The organism is Amycolatopsis ruanii, from assembly GCF_003385175.1.
GTDB lineage: Bacteria > Actinomycetota > Actinomycetes > Mycobacteriales > Pseudonocardiaceae > Amycolatopsis_E > Amycolatopsis_E thermalba.
Map to the genome: position 1 here is coordinate 1 of NZ_PQHY01000003.1, position 21,370 is coordinate 21,370.

The following is a 21,370-nucleotide window of genomic DNA, read 5'->3' on the forward strand; positions in this document are numbered from 1 at the left end:
CTGCTGGTGGGGGTGGTGCGGGATCCGGCGTGGGGCCCGGCCATGGCGATCGGCCTGGGCGGGGTGTGGGTGGAGGCGCTGCGGGACACCGCGCTGCGGCTGCTGCCGGTCACCCCGGACGACGTGCGTGCGGCGCTGGCCGAGCTGCGCGGGTACGGCCTGCTGACCGGCGCCCGCGGCGCGGAGCCGGCCGACCTCGGGCGGCTGTCGGAGGTGATCGCGCGCATCGGGGAGCTGGCCGTGGAGCTGGGCCCGCGGCTGACCGCGCTGGAGGTCAACCCGCTGCTGGTGACCGGTTCCCGGGTGGAGGCGCTGGACGCGCTGATCACGTGGTCGTGATCGGCGTCGCGCTTGACCTTCACACTGGTGTCAACGTTGCACGCTGGCCGCATGAGTCTGGAACTCTTCGACTACCAGCCGATCACCGAGCGCGAGCCCGTCGTCTGGCCGAACGGGGCCCGTCTCGCGTTCTACGTCGGTCTCAACATCGAGCACTTCCACGTCGACAAGCCGTCCACCAGCATCTGGGCGTCCACGAACACGCTGGTGCCCGACGCGCTCAACTACGGCTGGCGCGACTACGGCCTGCGCGTCGGGATCTGGCGGGTCATCGACATCCTGGACCGGCACGGCATCCGCGCGTCGGCGTTGCTCAACTCCGAGGTCGCCGAGCACTACCCGCAGGTGGTCGAGGCGGGCCGGGCCCGGGACTGGGCCTGGCTCGTGCACGGGCAGACCAACTCGCGGCTGCACGCCAACCTCGAGATCGACGAGGAGCGGGCGATCCTCACCGACGCGGTCACCACGATCGAGAAGGCGACCGGGCAGCGGCCGAAGGGCTGGATGGGCCCCGGTCTCACCGAAACGTTCCACACGCCGCGGCTGCTGTCCGAACTCGGCCTGAGCTACGTGCTGGACTGGACCAACGACGACCAGCCCTACCGGCTCAACGTGCCGGGCATGCTGAGCGTGCCGTACACGCTGGAGGTCAACGACCTGCTGATGTTCATCACCCAGGGGTTCACCGGCCCCGAGGTGCTCCAGATCATCAAGGACCAGTTCGACCAGCTCTACGCCGACTCCGCCACCAGCGGCCGGGTCATGGCGCTGCCGCTGCACCCGTTCGTCATCGGCCAGCCGTTCCGCGCCCGCTACCTGGACGAGGCGCTGGCCTACATCGCGAGCCACGACGACGTCTGGCTCACCACCAGCGACGAGATCGCCGGGCACTACGCGCGGACGAGTTCCTGAACCGCCGGGAAACCGGGCAGGGCGACGGGCTCGCCCTGCCCGGTCCGGTCACGCCGCGGCGACCGGTTCCGCGGGAGCCGCGGCACGGGTGCGCCGCAGGGCGAGGCTGACCAGCAACCCGAGGACCATGCCGGCGGCGGTCAGCAGCACGACGAGGAATTCGCCGTCCGCGGTGGCCGTGCGCAGCGCCTCGCCCGTCTTCCCTTCGGTGCCGATGTCGGCGAGCGCGGTGAACACCGCCAGCCCGATCGCGTTGCCGATGTTCAGCGCCGTGGAGGCGATGCCGTTGGCGACACCCTGCTCGTGGGCGGCGGTGCCGGTGGCGGCGGCGATCCACATCGCGGTCCACACCACACCCTGGCCGACGCCGGAGACGATGAGCCCGGGCACCAGCACGCCGTAGCCGGCGCCGGCGTCGAACCCGATCGCCATGGCCGCGGTGCCCACGACGCCGACCACGAAGCCGAGGATCAGCGTGGTGCGCAGGCCGATGCGCGTGGTCAGCCGCTCGCCGAGCTGGGTCCCGGTCGCGATCGCCAGCGAGGGCACCAGGAACGCGAGTCCGGTCTGCAGGGCGCTGTAGCCGTGCACGCTCTGCATGAGCACGGTCAGGAAGTAGGGCAGCACGCCGAACGTGGCCATGTAGATGAACGTGACGATCATGCCCGTGGTCAGGCTGCGGTTGCCGAACAGCCGGAACGGCATGAGCGGGTCGGCGCTGCGTGCTTCGATCACCGCGAACGCCACCGGCAGCACGGCGGCCAGCGCGAACGCGCCGATCACCAGCGAGCTGCCCCAGCCCTGCTCGGGGCCCTGGACGAGGGCGAACACGAGCAGCGTCGCGCCGCCGGTGACGGTCAGCGAACCGGGCAGGTCGAAGCGGCGCCGCGGCCCGCCCGCCGGGTCGCGCGGGATCACCGCCAGCGCGGCGCGCGCCACGAGGCCGGCCAGCGGGACGTTGACGTAGAAGACGGCGGGCCACCCGAAGTTCTCGGTGAGCACACCGCCGAGCAGCGCCCCGATGGTCAGGCCGCTGGCGCCCGCGCCGCCCCAGACGGCCAGCGCGCGGTTGCGCTGCGGTCCCTCCGGGAACAACGTGTTGATCAGCGACAGGGTCGACGGCAGCAGCAGTGCGCCACCGATCCCCTGCACCGCACGAGCGATGATGATCGTGGCCGGGTTCGGCGCGAGGCCACCGGCCAGCGACGAGATCGCGTAGAGGGCCAGGGCGAACACGAACACCCGGCGGCGGCCCAGCAGGTCGGCGGCCCGGCCGCCGAAGAGCAGGAACCCGCCGGCGAACACGACGTAGGCGCTGACCACCAGCTGCTGGGTCTGACCGGGGAAGCCCAGGTCCGCGCCGATCTCGGGGAGGGCGACGAACACGATGTTGAGGTCCAGGGCGTAGATCAGCTGCGCGAGCGCCAGCAGGACCAGGATCCAGCCCGTCCGCCGGGCGGCGGGCTGTCGGGGAACAGCGGACATGCGAGAGAACACCTTCCAAGAGCAGAGTACGACTGTACGAATAATTACGTACAGTCGAACCGTAGCGCAAGGTGATAGTTCGACTTTCCGTGTACGGTAGTACCGTGAGGTACCGTCATCCGGAGCGTGAGCAGATCCGCATCGACGGCGTGCTGTCGGCGCTGGGCCATCCGGTGCGGCTGGCCGCCGTCCGTGTGCTGGCCGGCGGCGGCGAGCACAACTGCACCAGCGTGCTGACCGAGCTGGGCATCCCGGCCAAGTCGACGATGACCCACCACTGGCGGGTGCTGCGCGACAGCGGCGTGATCATCCAGGAGCCGTCGGGCCGGGAGAACCTGCTGACCCTGCGCCGCGACGACCTGGACGCGCGCTACCCGGGCCTGCTGGACGCCATCCTGGCCGGCGCCCGCACCGACGAGGCGAGTTCCTGAGCCGGCGCTAGGTGTACTTGGCCATCAGGTTGGTGGCAGTCGGCTGGTGGGTGGCCGCCGAGTGTGCCGTGGCGGCGTTGACGTGCTGCCGGTGCCCACGGGCGAGCCTGGCCGGCCGTTTCCGGATACGCGGGCGACGGTCTCGGGCATCATCGCCGGTTTCGGTGCGGAATCGTCTGGCGGGATGTGCCGGCGGCGCGATCCGCACACGTACGCCGGCGGGAATCCGGGCGGTCATCCCCGAGCCGGCCGACCGAGCAGGACACCGGAACCGCCGCGGTTCCCGCGACGCACGGCGACCCATCTACCGCGACGCCATCGAACACCTACTCCCGCCGCGGTCTACGACGCAGCCATCCCCATCCACGACGTCACCATCTGGATGAAAGCTTTGCCGGACACCCCTACGTCTGGCACCGCGCCTCTGGGTTTCGGCGCTCCGCCAACGCAAGCGGCCCCGTCCCGGCGTGGGACGGGGCCGTGCGCAAGCGGGAGCTACCGGTTGCTCCCCTCGGTCGCCGCTCGTGCGGCGTGGCTCAGTTCCAGTCCGGCGGTCTCCGGGGCGAGGAAGTGCGACAGCAGCCCGGCCGCGGCGAGCACGCCCGCCCCGATCAGCATCGTCGGTCCGACGCCGAGGTGGGTGAGCGTCACCGGGAGCAGGAAGGTGCCGATCGCGGCCCCGACCCGGCTCATCGCCGTCGCGAACCCGACCCCGGTCGTGCGGATCGCGGTCGGGAACACCTCCAGCGGGTAGACCGCGGTCAGCGCGCTGGAGGCCGCGTTGAGGAAGGCGAACACGAGGAAGCACGCGACGACCACGGCGATCGGCGCGGTGGGCCAGAACCCGATCAGCGCCAGCGCCGCCGCGGTGATCCAGAACGGCGGGATCAAGAGCCTGCGGCGGCCGATGCGCTCGACGAGCAGGCAGCCCGCGGCCACCCCGAGCACCGCGAGCGCGTTGCTGGCCAGCGAACCGGCGAGCGCGTCGCCGAGTCCGAGGGCCTCCAGCACCTGCGGGGAGAACGTGCCGATGGCGAAGTACGGCAGCACGAGCGCCGCCCAGAACGTGCTGGCGAACACGGTGCTGCGCAGGTGGCGGCGGGTGAACAGCAGGCGCAGGCTGTTCCGCCGCTCGCCGTCGGCCAGCTCGGTGTCCACGTCGACGTCCATGCCGTAGCGGCGGATGAGCTCCTCGGCCTCGGCGCGCCTGCCCTTGCTGAGCAGCCACCGGGCCGATTCCGGGATGCCGCCGCGCAGCGCCACGCACACCAGCGCGATCAGCGTGCTGCTGCCCAGCGTCCAGCGCCATCCGTCGTCCACATCGGACAGTGCGTAGCCCACCGCGAACGCCAGCATGAACCCGACGTACCAGCTGACCTCGAGACTGGCCAGCAGCCGCCCGCGGTTGTGCCGGGGCGCGTACTCCGACAGCAGCGGCGCGCCGATGGCGTACTCGCCGCCGATCGCGATGCCCATCACCAGCCGGATGACGAACAGCTGCCACGCGTTGTCCACGAAGAACTGAGCGATCGACCCGACCAGGAAGATCATCATGTCGGTGAGGAACACGATCCGCCTGCCGAAGCGGTCGGCGAACCAGCCGAACAGCGGCCCGCCGACGAAGATGCCGACCAGCGCCGACGCGCCGATCAGCCCGGCCGTCCAGTCCGACATGCGCATGTCGGCGACGATCGCGGGCATCGCGGCGCCGATGCCGCCGAGGATGTAGCCGTCGATGCCCTGCCCCACCTGGGTGGCGAGCATCAGCTTGGTGCGCAGCCGGCGGCGGCCGCGCTCGGCGGTGGCGGAGCCGCCGGTGTCGGTATCGGGCAACGCTGCCATGATCCGTCCTGTTCTCGTAGGGGAATGGGGAAACGCGGGGCTAGGCCGGCCAGTCCACGGCCAGGTACTTGGTCTCCAGGAAGGCGTCGATCCCTTCGCGGCCGCCCTCGCGGCCGAGCCCGGACTGCTTCACGCCGCCGAACGGCGCGGCCGGGTCGGAGATCAGGCCGCGGTTGATGCCGGCCATCCCGGTCTCCAGGCGGTCGGCGAGGCGCAGGGCACGGCCCAGGTCGCCGGAGTAAACGTAGGCCGCGAGACCGTGCACGGAATCGTTGGCGCGCGCGAGCAGATCGGCCTCCTCGGTGAAGGTGGTGATCGGCGCGACCGGGCCGAACACCTCGGTGTGCATGATCTCCGCGTCGTCCGGCACCCCGGCCAGCACGGTCGCGGGGTGGAACCAGCCGGGTCCCTCGGGCCGGGGCCCCTGGGCGGCGATCGTGGCGCCGCGGGCGACGGCGTCGGCGACCAGACCGGCGATCTTGTCCACCGCGGCCTGGTTGATCATCGGCCCGAGGCCGACCCCCTCGCCGAACCCGGGTCCGATCGGGACCGCGGCCATCGCCGCGCCGAGCTTGGCGGTGAACTCGTCGGCGACGCCGGCGTGCACGTAGAACCGGTTGGCGGCGATGCAGACCTCCCCACCACCGCGCATCTTGGCGTCCATCGCGCCACGCACGGCGGCGTCCACATCGGCGTCGGCGCAGACGATGAACGGGGCGTTCCCGCCGAGTTCCATGGTCACGTTCACGATGTTGTCCGCCGCCTGCCGGAGCAGGACCCGGCCGGTGGCGGTGGATCCGGTGAAGGAGAACTTCCGCACCCGCTCGTCGCCCAGCCAGACACCGCCCACCTCGGCGGCCCGGTCGGTGGGCAGCACGGTGCACACCCCGGCGGGCAGCCCGGCTTCGGCGAGCAGCCCGGCGATCACCAGCGCGGTCAGCGGCGTCTCCGGCGCGGGCTTGAGCACCACCGCGCAGCCGGCGGCCAGGGCGGGCGCGATCTTGCGGGTGGCCATCGCGGCCGGGAAGTTCCACGGGGTGACGAACGCCGCGACCCCGACCGGTTGTTTGCGCACCACGTGCCGGTAGCCGCCGCCGGGCGCGTCGGCGAAGCCGGACCCGATGCGGACGGCCTCCTCGGCGAACCAGCGGAAGAACTCCGCGGCGTAGGAGACCTCGGCGAGCGCGTCGCGGTAGGCCTTGCCGTTCTCCAGGGTGATCAGCCGGGCCAGGGCCGGCGCGTGCTCGTGCATCGCGGCGAAGGCGGCGTGCAGCACCTCGGACCGGCGCCGTGGCGCGACCGCCCGCCACTGCTCGAACCCGTCCTGCGCCACATCGAGCGCCGCCCGGGCGTCCTCGGCGGAGGCCGCGGACACCTCGCGGATCGGCTCGGTGGTGGCCGGGTCGAAGACCGGGAAGGTCCGGCCGTCGGCGGCGGGCAGCCAGCGCCCGCCGACGAACAGGTCGCCCTCCCCCGCCGCGGCCTTCGCGATCGCGTCGATGTCCATTCTGTTCTCCTCACACCCTGACCTGGCGCGAGGCAACGTATGAGCCGCACGTGTTGCGCGGCAAGAGAACCCGGTGTTTCGCAACCTGAGTTGCGGTGAGGACAACCGCCTCAGGTGAAGCGCCGGGACGCGGGCGGGACGGCGCGCATCCGCCAGCCCAGCTGTTCCGAGACCGCCCCGGCGGCCCGTGCCGTGACCCGGCCGGCGTCGTCCAGCCGCGCGCCGAACCGGTCCTTGGGCGCGGAGACGTTCAGCGCGGCGACCACGCGCCCGCGGAAGTCGCGCACCGGCGCGGAAACCCCGACGAGATCGGGTTCGAACTCCTCGCGGACGGCGGCGTAGCCGTCGCGTTTGCCCCGCTGGATCCGCGACCACAGGTCGGGCAGCGTGCGCACCTCCGATCGCGGGCAGCCGGCCCCGAGATCGGCGCGCAGTCCGAACCGGACGTACAGGTCGTCCGGTGCGGCGTCCTGCAGGAGGACCCGGCCCGCGGACGTGCAGGGCGCGGGCACGCCCCGGCCTTCCCAGCCCTGCACGCGGAAGGAGTGCCCGGACACCGACAGTAGGGTGAGCACCTGGTTGTCGCGCAGCACGCACAGGTGGACGGTCTCCTCCAGCTCGCCGGACAGCGAGCGCATGACCGGTTCCGCGGCCCGCAGCAGCCGGTCCTCGACCGTGCGCGCCACCAGGGAGAACAACCGCCAGCCCAGCCGGTACTCCAGGGTGTCCGGGTCGCGCTCGACGATGCCCTCCCCGGCGAGCGCCTTCAGCGCACGCGACACCTGGCTCTTCTCCCGGCCGACCAGCTGCGCCAGCGTGTCCACGCCGAGGCCGCCGGCGTGCTGGGCCTCCTCCGACGCCAGCGCCTCCAGCAGGTCGATGTCCCGGCGCAGGCCGTGGCCCTGGTTGCGCGCGCCGGCGCCCTGCCCGTCCGAACTCACCGCCGTAGCGTAAACCAGGGGTAACGGCGCTGGTCACGCCTGGAGTTGCCGCCAGCGCAACCGACGTTGCGATCGCCCGGAACTCCTTGCCGCCCCTCCCCCGGCTCCTTACCGTTCGGCTGCGTCAACACCATCCGCCACTTCTGGAGCTTCCATGACTTTCGCGCCTGCAGCGCTGGCCGGCGAGTCGTTCGTCGGCACGGGGGTCAACGCCGCGCACACCAACATCGTGGTGGGGCGCAAGGGCGGGCCCGTGGAAACCGCCTGGGCGACCGCGCTGGCCACCCCGAGCGCCGGGCACGTGCCGTTCGTGACCGTGCTGCGGCCCAGCGTGCCGGTCAAGCCGCTGACGTTGTTCGTCACCAAGGCGGCCGCCTCCGGCGACCTGCACGAGCGGGCCACCTGGGGCTCGGCCCAGGCCGGGCTGGCCCACGGCGTCGCCGACGCGGTCGAGCACGGGCTGATCCCGGCCGCCGAGGCGGACGACCTGCTGATCATCGCCGCGGTCTGGGTCAACCCCGGCGTGGCCGACCTCGACGAGTCCTTCCGCAACCAGCGGGCGGCCGCGTTCGGCGCGATCCGCGCCGCCGTGGCGGGCACGCCGACCGTCGACGAGGTCCAGGCGGCGGCGCGGGCCGGCGCGGCCAACCCGTTCTACGAGCCGGGTGCCGCCGTGCTCGCCGAGTCCGCGCCGGAGGCCGCCCGATGAAGATCACCGACATCACGCTCGACCGGCTGCGGCTGGAGCTGGACCCGCCGCTGCGCGCCGCGTGGGATCCCGAGCCGCGGCGGCACTTCGACGCCACGATCGTCCGGGTGCACACCGACGAGGGGATCACCGGGATCGGCTCGGGCGACACCATGGACGGGTTCGAGGCGTTCCGGGACCTGTTCCTGGGTGCCGATCCGCTCGACATCGTGCGGCACGTCAAGGCGATCGAGACCGCCAACTTCCACGGCGGCCACTACTGGCCGCTGGAGGTCGCGCTCTGGGACATCATCGGCAAGACGGCGGGCCTGCCGGTCGCCACGCTGTTCGGCAACGCGGCCCGGTCCCTGCCCGCCTACGCCTCCAGCGCCGAACTCAAATCCCCGGCGGACCGGGTGGAGACCGCGCTCCAGGCGCGTGCGGCCGGCTTCCGGGCGGTCAAGATCCGCATCGACCGGGACCGGGTGGCCGACGGCATCGCCGCGGTCGAGGCGGTGCGCACCGCGCTCGGCCCGGACTTCGAGATCATGGTCGACCTCAACCAGTCCTGGCGCATGGCCGGGGACACCGCGGACGCCTCGGACCTGGTGAAGACCCGCCGGATCGTGCGCAGGCTGGCCGAGCTGGACGTGTTCTGGGTCGAGGAACCGTTGCCCTACGCCGATCTGGAGGGCTTCCGGGTGCTGCGGGCGGACAACCCGGGCGTGCGGATCGCCGCGGGCGAGATGCACCACTCGGTCCCGGAACTGCTGCGGTACCTGGAACACGACGTGCTGGACGTGTACCAGATGGACGTCGTGCTGGCCGTGGGCATGCACCGCGCCCGGACCCTCGCCGAGGTGGCGCAGCTCAAGCACCGGCAGTTCACGCCGCACAGCTGGACCAACGGCATCGGCGTGCTGGCGAACCTGCACGTCGCCGCCGGGGTCGGGGGCGGCCCGTACTTCGAGTTCCCGTTCGACCCGCCGGGCTGGACGCCGGAGCGGCGCGACTTCATGCTCACCGAACCGGTGATGATCAACGCCGCCGGTGAGCTGGAGGTCCCGCAGGCGCCGGGCCTCGGCGTCGAACTCGACGAGGACGCGGTGCGGCGGTGGCGGATCCGATGACGGTGCAGCGGGACCACGCGGCGTGGCTGGCCGCCGCCGAGCGGATCACCTTCGAGACCCGGCCGTTCATCGACGGCGCCTTCACCGGCGCGCTCTCCGGCGAGGTGTTCGCCACCACCTCCCCGCGCGACGGCAGGGTGCTCACCGAAGTTCAGGCCGGGGGCGCGGCGGACATCGACCGCGCGGTGCGCGCGGCGCGGGCCGCCTTCGACGACGCCCGGTGGCGGGGCCTGCCGCCCAAGGAGCGCAAGCGGATCATGCTGCGCTGGGCGGACGCCATCACCGCGCACGCCGACGAGCTCGCCCTGCTCGACACGCTCGAAATGGGCAAGCCGGTGACCGAGGCGCTGCGGGTGGACGTGGCCAAGACCGCGGAGACCATCGCCTGGTACGCCGAGACGATCGACAAGACCTACGGCGAGGTCGCCCCCGCGCCCGGCGACGCCCTGGCCTTCATCACCCGGGAGCCGCTGGGCGTGATCGGCGCGGTCGTGCCGTGGAACTACGCCCTGCTGATCGCGTCCTGGAAACTCGGGCCCGCGCTGGCCACCGGGAACTCGGTGGTGCTCAAACCGGCCGAGCAGACGTCGCTGGCCGCCCTGCTGCTGGCGCGGCTCGGGCACGAGGCCGGCCTGCCCGCCGGGGTGCTCAACGTCGTGCCGGGACGGGGTGAAGTCGCCGGCCAGGCGCTCGGCAGGCACCCGGACGTGGACAAGATCGCCTTCACCGGTTCGGCCGAGGTCGCGCGGCGCTTCCAGGTGTACGCCGGGGAGTCCAACGGCAAGCAGGTCGCCGTCGAAGCGGGCGGCAAGTCGCCGCAGCTGGTGCTGCCGGACGCCGCCACCTCGCCGGCCGCGTCCGCCGTGGCGTGGGGCATCTTCTACAACGCGGGCCAGACCTGCAACGCCGGGTCCCGTCTCATCGTGCACCGCGCGGTGAAGGACCGGCTGCTGGAGGAGATCGTCAAGATCACGCGGGAGACGTTCCGGGTGGGCGATCCGCTGGATCCGGCCACCGTGATGGGCCCGATCGTGGACGAGACCCAGCTGCGGCGCGTCCTCGGCTACCTGGACATCGCACGGGCCGAGGGCGCCGCGACGGTGCTCGGCGGGCAGCGGATCCGCACCGGGACGGGCGGCACCTTCCTGGAGCCGACCATTGTGGACGGTGTGTCGAACGACATGACCATCGCCCGCGAGGAGGTGTTCGGCCCGGTGCTGTCGGTGATCACCTTCGACGGGGACGCCGAGGAGGGCGCGCGGCTGGCGAACGACTCCGACTTCGGCCTGGTCGCCTCGGTGTGGACCCGGGACGTGACCACCGCGCACCGCGTGGCGCGGCACCTGCGGGCGGGCACGGTCTGGATCAACACCTTCGACGCCAGCGACGTGATCACCCCCTTCGGCGGCTTCAAGGCGACCGGGGCGGGCCGGGACAAGTCCCTGCACGCGCTGGAGGCCTACTCCGCGCTCAAGACCACCTGGATCGACCTGTCCTGACGGGTCGGATTGCGAGGACAACCATGAGAATCGGATTCATCGGACTGGGCAACATGGGCAGGCACATGGCCCGCCACCTGATCCACGCCGGTCACCAGGTCACCGTGCACGACGCCCGCCCCGAGGCGGCGGCCGAGCACCTGGCCCTGGGCGCGACCTGGGCCGGCAGCCCCGCCGAGTGCGCGGCGGGGGCCGAGGTCCTGATCACCATGCTGCCCACCCCGCGCATCGTCGAGGACGTCCTGTTGCGGGGCGGCGCGGCCGCGGCGCTCGACCCGGGCGCGCTGTGGGTCGACATGTCCACCTCCACCCCGGCGGCCGCCGAGCGCGTCGCGCAGGAGGTGCTCGACTCCCGCGACGTGCACCGGCTGGACGCGCCGGTCAGCGGGATGGCGCGCGGCGCGGAAGCGGGCACCCTGCAGATCTTCGTGGGCGGGGACGCCACCCAGTTCCAGCGCGCCATGCCGCTGTTCACCGCGATGGGCGACCCCGGCCGGATCCTGCACATCGGCGCAGCCGGATCCGGCTACACCGCCAAGCTCATGATCAACCTGCTGTGGTTCTGCCACGTCGTGGCCACCTCGGAGGTGCTGGCGATGGGCGTGAAGGCCGGTGTGGACCTCGGCGTGCTGCGCGCCTCGCTGCTGGCCAGCCCGGCCGCGTCGAACTTCCTCGAACGCGACATCGAGTCGGTGCTGGCCGATGGCGACTACGACGACTCGTTCGCGATGGCGCTGGCCTGCAAGGATCTCGGCCTCGCCGTCGACCTCGGCCGCGAGCTGGGCGTGTCCACCGAGGTGTCCGCGCTCGTCGAGCAGATCTACCGGCGGGCCAAGGCGCAGTTCGGCGACCTGGCCGGCGAGATGAGCCCGGTGCGGCTGTACGAGGGGCTGGCCGGCCGTCCGTTCCGCCTGGCTCCGGCGGGTGCGCTGTGACCGCCGGGCGCGTGACGATCGAGCCCACCTGCCGCGTCGAGTTCGGTGCCGGTGCGGTCGAGGACCTCCCCCGGTTCGTCACCGAGCTGGGGCACCAGCGCGCGCTGGTGGTCACGGACCGGGGCCTGCAGGCGGCGGGGATCGCGCCGCGGGCCGGCAAGATCCTGCACTCCGCCGGGATCGAGCACGAGATCCACGACGACATCAGCGCCAACCCCTCGGCCGCCGAGATCGATCGCGGGGCCGCCCGTGCCCGCGCGTTCGGCCGGGCGGTGGTGATCGCGCTCGGCGGCGGTTCGCCACTGGACGCGGCCAAGGGCATCGCGCTGCTGGCCGGGAACCCGGGCGCCGCCGCGGCCGACGCGGACGCGCTGTGGGACGCCGCGGACGGGCTGCCGGTGATCGCGGTGCCCACCACGTCGGGCACCGGCGCGGAGACCAACGGGTTCGGCGTCATCGAGGACACCTGCGCGCGCCGGAAGGTCTACATCGGACACCCGTCGGTGCGGCCGCGGATCGCGGTCCTGGACCCGGAACTGACGCTCGGGCTGCCGTCGCGGGTCACCGCGGCGACCGGCGTCGACGCGCTCGTGCACGGGATCGAGTCGCTGGCCGCGCGCGGGGCGAACCCGATGTCGGCCGCGTTCGCCCAGCACGCGGTGACGCTGATCGGGCGCTGGCTGCCGGTGGCCCACCGGGACGGCGGCGATCTGGAGGCCCGGGCCCAGCTCATGTTCGGCGCTCATCTGGCCGGGCAGGCGCTGACCATTTCCGGTCTGGGGCTGGTGCACGGGATCGGGCACGCGATCACCGCGCACACCGGCACCCCGCACGGGGTCGCGCTGGCCGCCGTGCTGGAGGAGGTGATCGCGTTCAACGCCCCGGCCGCGGCCGCGGCGCACGCGCAGGCCGCGCGTGCCCTGGGTGCCGTCGACGGCGACGGCACGGCCGCGACGATCGCCGCGGTGCGGGAGCTGTCGGGGCCGCTGGAGATCCGGAAGCCGCTGCGGCAGCTGGGCGTGGCGCGGGAGATGCTGCCGGAGCTGGCGCGCGCCGCGGTGCAGGACCCGGTGACGCGCAACAACCCGCGCACCCCCACCGAGGCGGAGGTGCTCGACCTGCTCGCCGAGGTGTACTGAGTGGACGGGCCGGGCGGTCAGCCGTCCGGCCCGGACCGGTGCCGGCGGGCCACGATCTTCCCCAGGGGCACCAGGACCGACAGGATGGCCCCCGCGCCGAGGGTGATCAGGAACACCGACTCGAAGACGGTGTTCCCGCGTCGCACGCCGCGCTCGTCCTCGCCGTGCAGCGCGGCCAGGAGATCGACGCCGGCGACGGTCAGCCAGATGATCGCCACGCCCGTGGCGACGGCACCCAGCCCCAGGGCCGCCGCGACCCCGACCGCGACCCTGTCGCGCCAGTGCATCGCTCAGTGCGGCCGGGGCGCGGCGGCACGGGCGATGCGGTCGGCCAGGTCCCGCGCGCCGGGGAAGAAGGAGTTCACGACCACCTTCCGCCCGTCGGCGCGTTTGACCACGCAGCGCCAGTCGATGCCGATGCGGTGGCCGAGCTTCCCGGGCTGCCAGTTCCCGCGCGCGTCGACCACCGCGATGTCATTCCACCGGAACTCCGTGCGCGCTCCGGCGTTGCGGTGGTGGACGAAACCGCCGGCGTGCAGGTTGATGCGTTCGCCGCGGTGCCGCAGGCCCTGGACGAGCCGCCGCAGCCCGTAGGGCAGCAACAGCACGCTGAGCCCGAAACACGCGCTCCCGGCCCAGACGGGGGCGGTCATCGAGGTCTCGGCCGGGGTGTTGCCGTACAGGTATTCGTCCAGCTTCACCATGAGCAGGCCGAGCGGGACCAGGCCGGCGGTGGCGAGCAGGCACGCGACGGCCTGCCGCAGCCGGCGGCCGTTGTCGCTCGGGTAGGACTGCACGAGTGGGCCGAGATCTTCCATGCTCTGCACGGTAGGGATTCCGGGGCGCGCGTCGCCCCGGGTGGCCGGAAGCTGCCGGGGTTGCCCGGCGGGGGCCGCGCCGCCCCTGCCGGGCAGGTCGTGGTCAGCCGGCGTAGATCAGCTCGACCTCGAACTCCAGGTCGATCTCCCTGGACACGAGCAGGCCGCCCTTGGCCAGCGGCATGTTCCAGGTCAGGCCCCAGTCCTCGCGGTTGATCCGGCTCCGGGCCGAGAAGACCGCGCGGTGGTTGTCCCACGGGTCCTGCGCGTAGCCGAGGTAGTCGATGCTCAGGGTGACCGGCCTGGTCACGCCCTTGATCGTCAGATCCCCGGTCATCGAGCCGCCGCTGCCCTCCCACCGCACCTCGGTGGAGGTGAAGGCGGCGGTGGGGTTGCCGTCCACGTCGAAGAAGTCGGCCGAGCGGAGGTGGTCGTCGCGGGCCTGGTCGCCGCTGTTCACCGACGCCATGTCGATGGTCACCGAGACCTTGCTGTCCGCCGGGTTCTCCGCGACCTCCACCGCGCCGTCCACGCCGGTGAACCGGCCGCGGACCTTGGTCAGCATGAAGTGCCTGCCGACGAAGCCGACCTCGGCGTGCCCCGGGTCGATCTTCCAGGTGCCGGCGGCCGGCAGCTCCACGTCGCCCAGCCGCCGGGTGGGCATCACTGATCCCGTCATGTTCTTCCCCTTCTCTCGGGTTTCCCTGGCACTCACACTATTGATGCGTGCGCACGCACACAATAGGTTATCCTAGGAGTCGTGGACACTGCTGACGACACGGGCGTGGCGGCCTGGCGCGCGATGCTGCTGGCGTACAACGCGGCGCTGCGGGCCATCGACTCGGACCTGACCCGGGCCGGCACCATCCCCCTCACCTGGTACGACGTGCTGCTGGAGCTGAACGCCGGCCCGCGGCGGCGGCTGCGCATGAACGACCTGGCCGACCGGGTCGTGCTCAGCCGGACCCGGGTGAGCCGGCTGGTCGACGAGATGGTGGCCGCCGGGCTGGTGACGAAGATCCGCGACGAGGAGGACCGCCGGGTGGTGTGGGCGGCCATGACCGACGAGGGCGCGAGCGCCTTCCACGGCACCGCGCCGCGGTACCTGCGCGGCATCGAACAGCACTTCGCCCAGTACCTGACCGAGGAGGAGAAACAGGTCATGGCGGCCGCGCTGACGAAGGTCCGCAAGGCGCACGCGGAAGTCATCAGCACACCGGAAGCGCTGCGCCGCAGCACGAGGACCACGCGGTGATCCGCCGCCCCGGGCGGGAGGGGCGCCGCTCTCACCGGAGGAACGTGGCGCGAAAACGCCGTGCCCCCGTTGCACCCCGTCTCGCGGCTCAGCGCCACCAGCGCCTCCCAGGCCGGACGCAGCCCCTCGACCGTGCGTGACGATCGTCGCGTGCCCGCACGTGAGCACTCCGGAACAGGGTCCCCGGGCGGCACTTCCGCCGGCCTCCCGGGCGATCGCCACTCTGTCCCGCCGTCAGCGACGACCGTCGGCGCGGAGTGACCGGGTCACCACCGGGCGCCGGGACGTCATGTCCCCGCCTCCGCGAGCTCGCGCATCAGCTGCACCAGCGTCCGCACCGCCGCGCCGGTGCCGCCCCGCGGGGTGTCGCCGTGGGGCTCGCCCTCGTGGAAGGCGGGGCCGGCGATGTCGAGGTGCGCCCACGGCGTGCCGTCCGGCACGAACTCCTTCAGGAACAACCCCGCGACCAGCGCACCGCCCAGGCGCTCCCCCACGTTCGCGATGTCGGCGACCGTCGAGTTCAGGCTGGGGCGCAGATCCGCCGGCAACGGCAGCGGCCACGCCTGCTCACCGGCGCGGCGGGCGGCCGCGGCCACCCGGCCGCCGAACTCCTCGCTGGGCGACATCACCCCGAACATCCGGTTGCCCAGCGCCATGCGCATCGCGAACGTCAGCGTGGCGACGTCGACGATCACGTCCGGCTCGTCCTCCGCGGCGCAGGCGATCGCGTCGGCGAGGACGATCCGCCCCTCGGCGTCGGTGTTGAGCACCTCGACCGTGCGCCCGTCGTACATGCGGAGCACGTCGCCGGGGCGGGTGGCCGAACCGGACGGCATGTTCTCCGCGAGGGCGAGCCAGCCGCTGACCCGCACGGGCACCTCGAGCCGCGCGGCCGCGCCCACGGCGGCGAACACCGCGGCGGCGCCCGCCATGTCGCGTTTCATGATCTCGTTCGACCCGACGGGCTTGAGCGACAGCCCGCCGGAGTCGTAGGTGATGCCCTTGCCGATCAGGGCGATGCCGGTCGCCGCGTCCGGGTGCGCGTAGGAGATCCGCACCAGCCGCGGCGGCCGGACCGAGCCCTGCCCGACGCCGAGCAGACCGCCGAACCCCGCCGCCGCAAGCGCTTTCTCGTCGAGGACCTCGACCGCCAGCCCGTGTTCGGCGCCCACCGCCTGGACCTCCGCGGCGAAGACCTCGGGGTACAGGTCGTTGGCGGGCGTGTTGACCAGATCCCGCGCGGTTCACCTCGTGCGCGAGAACCACCGCGCGCCGCACCGCGGCATCGGCCTCCGCGTGGTCCAGGCCGGTGAGCACGCCCCATTCGGTCGCCGCGGGCTGTCGCGCGCTGCGGTAGGCGTCGAACGAGTACTGGCCGAGCACCGCGCCCAGCGTCACGGCTTCCACCGCCTCCGGGGTGACGGCCGGCAGGGCCAGCACCACGCTCGGCACGCCGGCCAGGGCACGCGCCGCCACACCGGCGGCTTGCCGGAGTGCGTCCGGCCCGTATCCGCCGTCGGGGTCCGGCTCGCCGAGGCCGACGAGCAGGACGGACCCGGCGTCGAACCCCGGCGGCGCGGGCAGCCTGAGCGTTTCGCCCACCGCTCCGGTCATTCCCCACGCGGTCGCGGTCGCGATCAGCGGAGCGACGTCGGCGGTTCCCCGCCCGAACCCGATCACCACCACGTCGGAGTGCCGGCCGGCGGTGAGGGCGGTCACCCGTGTTGTTCTTGTGCTCACTCGAACCTCCGCCACCACGGTGCCGGAGGTGCCACGTAAGGACAAGTGAGCGTTTTTACAAGATCCTTAAGCTGACCTAACGTGCCGACGCCAGATCGCGCAGCGTGTGCAGCAGCACGTGGGCCAGGTTGTAGATCACCGCGCCCGGCGGGGCGGTCCCGGCCTGCTCGACGCTGCCCACGATGCTCACCATCGGCTTGGCCGCGCGCCCGGCAGCGGCGACGACCTGGGCCATCGCCTCGCGGACGCGGGGGTCGGCGGCTCCGGTGGTCAGTCCCATCGCGACGGACAGGTCCGCGGGGCCCACGAGGACCGCGTCCACACCGGGGACCGCCAGGATCTCCGGCGCCGCGGCGCACGCCTCCGGGGTCTCGATCATCGGCACGACCAGCGTCGTCTCCGCGGACCGTTCGAGGTGCTCGGCAACGCCCCGGGCGCCGAACCGGCCGGCCCTGCTGTACGTCGCGAAACCCCGTTCGCCCAGCGGCGGGTAGTGCGCGGCCGCGACGACCGCGCGGGCCTGCTCCGGGGTGTCCACGTGCGGCACGATCACCCCGTCCGCGCCCAGGTCGAGCACCCGCAGCACGAGCGCGGGCTCGGCCGCCCCGACCCGGACCAGCACCCCGAGGCCGTGTGCCTGCGCGGCCACCACGTGCTGCTGCAGCGGCACCAGATCGGCGGGCCCGTGCTCGCAGTCGAGCACCACGAAGTCGAGCCCGGCCACGCCCGCCATCTCGACCAGCGTCTCCGACGGCAGCCGCAGCAGACCACCGAGCAGCCGCTCCCCCGCCGCGAGCCGCTGTTTCAGCGTCGTCATCGCGCCACCATTCCCGCCGACAAGTCGATATCCGCGGCGCACAGCCCCGGCATCCGCAGCATCGCCAGCACCGCGGCCGCCACCTCGGACTCCGTCACCATCCGGCCCAGCGCCGCGCGTCCCACGAAGGCCCGTTCCGCCTTGTCGTAGCTCACCCCGGTGCGCTCGGCCTCCAGCCGGAAGTTGCGCGCCATCCGCGGCCCCTCCACCGGCCCGGGCGACAGCGAGTTCACCGCCACCCCGTACGGCCCGACCTCCCCGGCGAGCGTGGCCGTCAACCCGATGACCGCCATCTTCGACGCGCAGTACGGCGTGCGCCGCAGCAACGGCCGTTTCCCGCTCACCGACGCGATGTTGACGACATCACCCGCCCCGCGCGCGACCATCGGCGGCAGGAACGCCTGGCACATCAGGTACACGCCGCGGACGTTGACCGCGAACACCTCGTCCCACTCCTCCGGCGAGACCTCCACCAGCGGCTTGACCGGCCCCGCCACCCCGGCGTTGTTGACGAGCACCGAGATCTCCTCGCCGGCCAGCTCGTCGGCCAGCGCGGCGACCGACTCCGGATCGGCCACGTCGCACACGGCGGCCCGTCCCGGCCCCGGCAGGGCCGCGACGGTTTCGTCCAAACTGGACCGTCGCCGCCCGGTCACCACGACCCGCGCACCGGCTTCCGACAGCGCGACGGCGATCGCGCGGCCCAGTCCGTTGCCGCCGCCGGTGACCAGCGCGGTCCGCCCGCTCACGCCGGGTTCCACGGCAGCTCCCCGCGCCGGAACCCGGCCGCCCGCACGTCGCCGGACCGGGCGTGCCCCTCGAACAGCTCCACGCGCGCCGCGCGCCCGCAGACCTCGCCCAGCCGCACGCTCGACTCGCTGCTGGTGACCTCCTGGTAGGTCACGGTCTTCAGGTACTTGCCGACCCACAGCCCACCGGTGTGGCGGGCCGCGCCGCGCGTGGGCAGGACGTGGTTGGTGCCGATCACCTTGTCGCCGAAGGACACGCACGTCCCCGGGCCGAGGAACAGCGCACCGTAGTCGCGCATCTTCTCCAGCGCCTGCCGCGGCTGCTCGGTGAGCACCTGGACGTGCTCGGAGGCGAACGTGTCCGCCAGCGCGAACGCCTCGTCGAGCGTGTCGGCCACGTGGATCTCGCCGTGGTCGCGCCACGCGGGCTCGGCGAAGTCGCGGGTCGGCATGCCGGGCAGCAGCGCCTCGACGTGGCCGAGCACTTCCCGCGCGAGGTCCGCGGAGGTGGTGATCAGCACCGCGGGCGAGTCCGGCCCGTGCTCGGCCTGCGACAACAGGTCCACCGCGACGACGAACGGGTCGGCGGTGTGGTCGGCGACGATCAGCACCTCGGTCGGCCCGGCGAACAGGTCGATGCCGACCTCGCCGAACAGCTGCCGCTTGGCCTCGGCGACGTAGGCGTTGCCCGGGCCGGCGATCAGGTCGACCCGCCCGATGGTCTCCGTGCCGACGGCGAGGGCGGCCACCGCCTGCACCCCGCCGAGGAGGTAGATCTCGTCGGCACCGGCCAGGTGCATGGCGGCGACGGTGGCCTCGGGCACCTCGCCGCGGATCGGCGGCGTGCACGCGGCCACCCGGGGCACCCCGGCGACCTTCGCGGTCACGATCGTCATGTGCGCCGACGCGGTGAGCGGGTACCGCCCGCCGGGGACGTACGCGCCGGCGGCGGCCACCGGCACATGCTTCTGTCCCAAGTGGACACCGGGCAGGGTCTCCACCTCGAACTCGCGCAGCGAGTCGCGCTGGTGCCGGGCGAAGGTGCGCACCTGGTCCTGCACGAACCGGATGTCCTCCAGCACCTGGTCCGGCACCCGGGCGACGATTTCCTGGATCCGCTCGGGCGACAGGCGGAACGACTCCGGCGACCACGAGTCGAACTTGGCCGAGTACTCGGCGACCGCGGCGTCCCCGCGCTCGCGGATGTCGGCGATGATCGCGCGCACCCGCTCGGCGACGTCGGTGCGCTGGGCGGCGACCTGCTCGACGGGGACGGCGGACTTCAGGACCTTGGGCATGGCAACTCCTTCATCGGATTGACTGGAGCCAGTCGCGCAGCACCGTGGCCGCGGCGGCGGGTTCCTCGAGCGTCAGCAGGTGACCGGCCGCCGGGAGCACCCGGAGGGTGGCGTCGGCCGCGTGGGCGGCGATGGCGTGGTGGAACGCGGGCGGGCACAGCGCGTCCCGTTCGCCGCACAGCACCAGGACCGGGCAGGACAACCCGGCGATGGCGGCGGCGCCGTCCCGCCGGGTGGCCTGGGCGGCGAGCTGGGCGCGGAACGTCTCCGGCCCCACCCGGTGGGCCATCTCCCGGAACCGTTGCCGCAGCGCGGGATCCGGATCGGCGAACATGGTGGGCAGGATCTGCTCGACGACCTCGGCGAACCCGCCTTCGCCGGTGCGGCGGCCGAACTCGGCCCAGCCGCCGAGCTGCTGCGGCAGCGGCGCACCGGCGTTGGTGGAGATCGCGCAGAACCCGGCCAGCCGCCCGGGCGCCAGCCGGGCGGCCTCGAAGCCCGCGATCGCGCCGAGGCTCAGCCCGGCGAGCACGAACGGGCCGTCGACCGCGGCCAGGATCTGCTCGGCCATGCCGCCGATGGACGGCGCGGTGATCTCCGCGTGGACCACCGGCCCGGGCAGCTCGACATCGGCCCACAGATCGGCGTCGCAGAGCATCCCGGGGACCAGCACCACCGGCGGCACGGTCATCGCCCGACCGGCTTCGGCAGCAGGTGGTAGGGCGCGAGGTAGCCGTTGTGGTCCACGCCCACCCCCGCGTCGGCGGCCGCCTTGACGACCTCCTCGTCCCACTCCAGGCGCACCCGGCCGTCACCGCCGTTGACGACGAGCAGGGTCGCCGTGTCGTCGGAGACGTTGCGGACGCTGCGCCACGCCCCGCGCGGCACGGACACCATGTCCCACGGCCCCAGCCGCACGCTCACCTCGTCGTGCCGGTTGAGCGTGACCTCCCACTCGCCGTCCTTGACCATCAGGACCTGGGTCTCGTCGTGGCGGTGCGGCAGCAGGCCCTCGCCCGGCTCGGCGCGCAGCCAGGCCAGGTTGTGCCCGTGCGGCTGGTGGATCCGCGGTTCCTGGTCGCGGTCCTCGGTCATGCCGAAGCCGATCACCGTGGCCAGCTCGGCGCGCCCGCCGGGCAGGGCGCTGCCCAGCAGAGCCCGCGACGACCACCGGAGGTCGTCCGTGGTCGCCACCCGGCGGCGCAGCTTGGCCACGTCGTAGGAGGGCAGGGCGGCGATGTCCGCCGCGGCCATCGGGCGGACCAGCTCGGCCGGATCGGGCACCTCGTCCCCGGCGACGGTGTCGATGAGCCGGTTGTCCGCGCTCAGGTACAGGCCGTGCCGCTCGGCCTCGCGCAGCACCGACGGGCCCCAGATGATGCCGCCGGTGTCGTCGTGGCCGAGCACGGTGAACAGCCAGCCGTCGTCCGGGCCGATGTTGGTGAACCCGCGGAAGATCCACGTCGGGATCGAGGCGATGTCGCCCTCGCGGAGCACCAGCTCGCCCTCGTCGCCGTCGGCGCCCCAGCGGAGCAGGAACTCGCCCCGGAAGCACAGGAACACCTCGGCCGTGAAGTGCAGGTGCAGGTTGTTGGTGATGCCGTGCGGCATCGCCGCCGCGCCGATGTTGAACCCGTGCGGCTCACGCAGGTTCACCACCTGGTTCGGGTTCTGCGTCACCCCCGGGCCGATCATCGAGTAGTTCTCCTTGCGGTCCGAACCCGGCGTCCGGCAGTCGATGAACGCCTGGTTGCAGGACACGAAATCGGCCCGCCGGATCGTCCGGCGCTCCAGCTCCGCCGCCGGGACCCACCCCTCACCGTTGACCATGACACCCTCCGCAGC

22 protein-coding genes and 1 pseudogene are annotated in these 21,370 nt (G+C 72.9%); 9 read left to right on the forward strand and 14 right to left on the reverse strand.

Annotation, left to right across the window (positions count from 1 at the left end; genetic code table 11):
* Positions 1 to 339: acetate--CoA ligase family protein (locus D0D28_RS01980; protein WP_205413167.1), on the forward strand; the 339-nt coding region annotated here is incomplete at its 5' end.
* Between the two features lie 51 nt (positions 340 to 390).
* Positions 391 to 1,251, forward strand: coding sequence for a polysaccharide deacetylase family protein (locus tag D0D28_RS01985; RefSeq protein WP_094005047.1), 861 nt, complete (start codon positions 391 to 393; stop codon positions 1,249 to 1,251).
* 48 nt (positions 1,252 to 1,299) lie between these two features.
* Here D0D28_RS01985 and D0D28_RS01990 read toward each other — a convergent pair whose 3' ends face one another.
* Entirely contained in the window at positions 1,300 to 2,736 is a 1,437-nt protein-coding gene (locus tag D0D28_RS01990) for an MFS transporter (protein ID WP_205413168.1), read from the reverse strand.
* Between the two features lie 104 nt (positions 2,737 to 2,840).
* Here D0D28_RS01990 and D0D28_RS01995 point away from each other — a divergent pair, with 104 nt between their 5' ends.
* Positions 2,841 to 3,167 carry an ArsR/SmtB family transcription factor gene (locus D0D28_RS01995; protein ID WP_094005048.1) on the forward strand — a complete coding sequence of 109 codons (327 nt, stop codon included), beginning with the start codon at positions 2,841 to 2,843 and terminating at the stop codon, positions 3,165 to 3,167.
* A 495-nt stretch (positions 3,168 to 3,662) separates the two neighbouring features.
* Here the strand turns inward: D0D28_RS01995 and D0D28_RS02000 are convergent, their stop codons facing one another.
* The 3 genes from D0D28_RS02000 to D0D28_RS02010 all read right to left on the reverse strand — a co-directional run bounded on the left by D0D28_RS02000 (position 3,663) and on the right by D0D28_RS02010 (position 7,457).
* A complete protein-coding gene (locus D0D28_RS02000; protein WP_116109500.1) occupies positions 3,663 to 5,000 on the reverse strand; it encodes an MFS transporter in 1,338 nt (445 codons plus the stop codon).
* Positions 5,001 to 5,049: 49 nt separating this feature from the next.
* Positions 5,050 to 6,516, reverse strand: a complete 1,467-nt coding sequence (locus D0D28_RS02005) for an NAD-dependent succinate-semialdehyde dehydrogenase (RefSeq protein WP_116109501.1) — start codon at positions 6,514 to 6,516, stop codon at positions 5,050 to 5,052.
* 110 nt (positions 6,517 to 6,626) lie between these two features.
* Positions 6,627 to 7,457, reverse strand: a complete 831-nt coding sequence (locus tag D0D28_RS02010) for an IclR family transcriptional regulator (protein ID WP_116109502.1) — start codon at positions 7,455 to 7,457, stop codon at positions 6,627 to 6,629.
* 154 nt (positions 7,458 to 7,611) lie between these two features.
* Between D0D28_RS02010 and fae the strand changes: the two genes are divergently transcribed.
* Genes fae through D0D28_RS02035 form a run of 5 tightly spaced genes read left to right on the forward strand, consistent with a single transcriptional unit; the run spans position 7,612 to position 12,848 of the window.
* On the forward strand, positions 7,612 to 8,166 hold the full coding sequence (gene fae, locus D0D28_RS02015) for a formaldehyde-activating enzyme (RefSeq protein ID WP_094005051.1): 555 nt from the start codon (positions 7,612 to 7,614) through the stop codon (positions 8,164 to 8,166).
* Entirely contained in the window at positions 8,163 to 9,275 is a 1,113-nt protein-coding gene (locus D0D28_RS02020) for a mandelate racemase/muconate lactonizing enzyme family protein (RefSeq protein ID WP_116109503.1), read from the forward strand. Before fae ends, D0D28_RS02020 begins: the two co-directional genes overlap by 4 nt.
* Positions 9,260 to 10,774 carry an aldehyde dehydrogenase gene (locus D0D28_RS02025; protein WP_240323044.1) on the forward strand — a complete coding sequence of 505 codons (1,515 nt, stop codon included), beginning with the start codon at positions 9,260 to 9,262 and terminating at the stop codon, positions 10,772 to 10,774. Before D0D28_RS02020 ends, D0D28_RS02025 begins: the two co-directional genes overlap by 16 nt.
* 23 nt (positions 10,775 to 10,797) lie before the next feature.
* A complete protein-coding gene (locus D0D28_RS02030) occupies positions 10,798 to 11,709 on the forward strand; it encodes an NAD(P)-dependent oxidoreductase (RefSeq protein WP_116109504.1) in 912 nt (303 codons plus the stop codon).
* An 11-nt stretch (positions 11,710 to 11,720) separates the two neighbouring features.
* Entirely contained in the window at positions 11,721 to 12,848 is a 1,128-nt protein-coding gene (locus D0D28_RS02035) for an iron-containing alcohol dehydrogenase family protein (RefSeq protein ID WP_240323045.1), read from the forward strand.
* Positions 12,849 to 12,865: 17 nt separating this feature from the next.
* Here D0D28_RS02035 and D0D28_RS02040 read toward each other — a convergent pair whose 3' ends face one another.
* The 3 genes from D0D28_RS02040 to D0D28_RS02050 all read right to left on the reverse strand — a co-directional run bounded on the left by D0D28_RS02040 (position 12,866) and on the right by D0D28_RS02050 (position 14,345).
* On the reverse strand, positions 12,866 to 13,135 hold the full coding sequence (locus D0D28_RS02040) for a hypothetical protein (RefSeq protein ID WP_116109506.1): 270 nt from the start codon (positions 13,133 to 13,135) through the stop codon (positions 12,866 to 12,868).
* A gap of 3 nt (positions 13,136 to 13,138) precedes the next feature.
* Entirely contained in the window at positions 13,139 to 13,666 is a 528-nt protein-coding gene (locus D0D28_RS02045) for a hypothetical protein (protein ID WP_116109507.1), read from the reverse strand.
* A 103-nt stretch (positions 13,667 to 13,769) separates the two neighbouring features.
* A complete protein-coding gene (locus D0D28_RS02050) occupies positions 13,770 to 14,345 on the reverse strand; it encodes a YceI family protein (protein ID WP_116109508.1) in 576 nt (191 codons plus the stop codon).
* A gap of 81 nt (positions 14,346 to 14,426) precedes the next feature.
* Here D0D28_RS02050 and D0D28_RS02055 point away from each other — a divergent pair, with 81 nt between their 5' ends.
* Positions 14,427 to 14,921: a MarR family winged helix-turn-helix transcriptional regulator gene (locus D0D28_RS02055; protein WP_198958196.1), complete on the forward strand. Its 495-nt coding sequence runs from the start codon at positions 14,427 to 14,429 to the stop codon at positions 14,919 to 14,921.
* Positions 14,922 to 15,208: 287 nt separating this feature from the next.
* Here the strand turns inward: D0D28_RS02055 and D0D28_RS36485 are convergent, their stop codons facing one another.
* The 7 genes and pseudogenes from D0D28_RS36485 to D0D28_RS02085 all read right to left on the reverse strand — a co-directional run bounded on the left by D0D28_RS36485 (position 15,209) and on the right by D0D28_RS02085 (position 21,355).
* Positions 15,209 to 16,153, reverse strand: coding sequence for a leucyl aminopeptidase (locus D0D28_RS36485; RefSeq protein ID WP_346009472.1), 945 nt, complete (start codon positions 16,151 to 16,153; stop codon positions 15,209 to 15,211).
* A gap of 172 nt (positions 16,154 to 16,325) precedes the next feature.
* Positions 16,326 to 16,535 (reverse strand): annotated as a pseudogene (locus D0D28_RS36490) (M17 family peptidase N-terminal domain-containing protein); the annotation flags it as partial.
* A 202-nt stretch (positions 16,536 to 16,737) separates the two neighbouring features.
* On the reverse strand, positions 16,738 to 17,478 hold the full coding sequence (locus D0D28_RS02065; protein ID WP_116109509.1) for an HpcH/HpaI aldolase family protein: 741 nt from the start codon (positions 17,476 to 17,478) through the stop codon (positions 16,738 to 16,740).
* Entirely contained in the window at positions 17,475 to 18,239 is a 765-nt protein-coding gene (locus D0D28_RS02070; RefSeq protein ID WP_116109510.1) for an SDR family NAD(P)-dependent oxidoreductase, read from the reverse strand. Before D0D28_RS02070 ends, D0D28_RS02065 begins: the two co-directional genes overlap by 4 nt.
* Positions 18,224 to 19,525 carry a histidinol dehydrogenase gene (gene hisD, locus D0D28_RS02075; protein ID WP_116109511.1) on the reverse strand — a complete coding sequence of 434 codons (1,302 nt, stop codon included), beginning with the start codon at positions 19,523 to 19,525 and terminating at the stop codon, positions 18,224 to 18,226. Before hisD ends, D0D28_RS02070 begins: the two co-directional genes overlap by 16 nt.
* Positions 19,526 to 19,535: 10 nt before the next feature.
* On the reverse strand, positions 19,536 to 20,216 hold the full coding sequence (locus tag D0D28_RS02080) for an alpha/beta fold hydrolase (protein ID WP_116109512.1): 681 nt from the start codon (positions 20,214 to 20,216) through the stop codon (positions 19,536 to 19,538).
* Positions 20,213 to 21,355: a cupin domain-containing protein gene (locus D0D28_RS02085; RefSeq protein WP_094005062.1), complete on the reverse strand. Its 1,143-nt coding sequence runs from the start codon at positions 21,353 to 21,355 to the stop codon at positions 20,213 to 20,215. Before D0D28_RS02085 ends, D0D28_RS02080 begins: the two co-directional genes overlap by 4 nt.
* Positions 21,356 to 21,370 lie beyond the last annotated feature (15 nt).

Bases quoted from the DNA above. Each gene is read 5' to 3' on its own strand.
- D0D28_RS02050 (WP_116109508.1), bottom strand. From the start codon at position 14,345: ATGACGGGATCAGTGATGCCCACCCGGCGGCTGGGCGACGTGGAGCTG.
- D0D28_RS02020 (WP_116109503.1), top strand. From the start codon at position 8,163: ATGAAGATCACCGACATCACGCTCGACCGGCTGCGGCTGGAGCTGGAC.
- D0D28_RS02065 (WP_116109509.1), bottom strand. From the start codon at position 17,478: ATGACGACGCTGAAACAGCGGCTCGCGGCGGGGGAGCGGCTGCTCGGT.
- D0D28_RS01990 (WP_205413168.1), bottom strand. From the start codon at position 2,736: ATGTCCGCTGTTCCCCGACAGCCCGCCGCCCGGCGGACGGGCTGGATC.
- D0D28_RS02045 (WP_116109507.1), bottom strand. From the start codon at position 13,666: ATGGAAGATCTCGGCCCACTCGTGCAGTCCTACCCGAGCGACAACGGC.
- fae (WP_094005051.1), top strand. From the start codon at position 7,612: ATGACTTTCGCGCCTGCAGCGCTGGCCGGCGAGTCGTTCGTCGGCACG.
- D0D28_RS02085 (WP_094005062.1), bottom strand. From the start codon at position 21,355: ATGGTCAACGGTGAGGGGTGGGTCCCGGCGGCGGAGCTGGAGCGCCGG.
- D0D28_RS02040 (WP_116109506.1), bottom strand. From the start codon at position 13,135: ATGCACTGGCGCGACAGGGTCGCGGTCGGGGTCGCGGCGGCCCTGGGG.
- D0D28_RS02080 (WP_116109512.1), bottom strand. From the start codon at position 20,216: ATGACCGTGCCGCCGGTGGTGCTGGTCCCCGGGATGCTCTGCGACGCC.
- D0D28_RS02030 (WP_116109504.1), top strand. From the start codon at position 10,798: ATGAGAATCGGATTCATCGGACTGGGCAACATGGGCAGGCACATGGCC.
- D0D28_RS02005 (WP_116109501.1), bottom strand. From the start codon at position 6,516: ATGGACATCGACGCGATCGCGAAGGCCGCGGCGGGGGAGGGCGACCTG.
- D0D28_RS01985 (WP_094005047.1), top strand. From the start codon at position 391: ATGAGTCTGGAACTCTTCGACTACCAGCCGATCACCGAGCGCGAGCCC.
- hisD (WP_116109511.1), bottom strand. From the start codon at position 19,525: ATGCCCAAGGTCCTGAAGTCCGCCGTCCCCGTCGAGCAGGTCGCCGCC.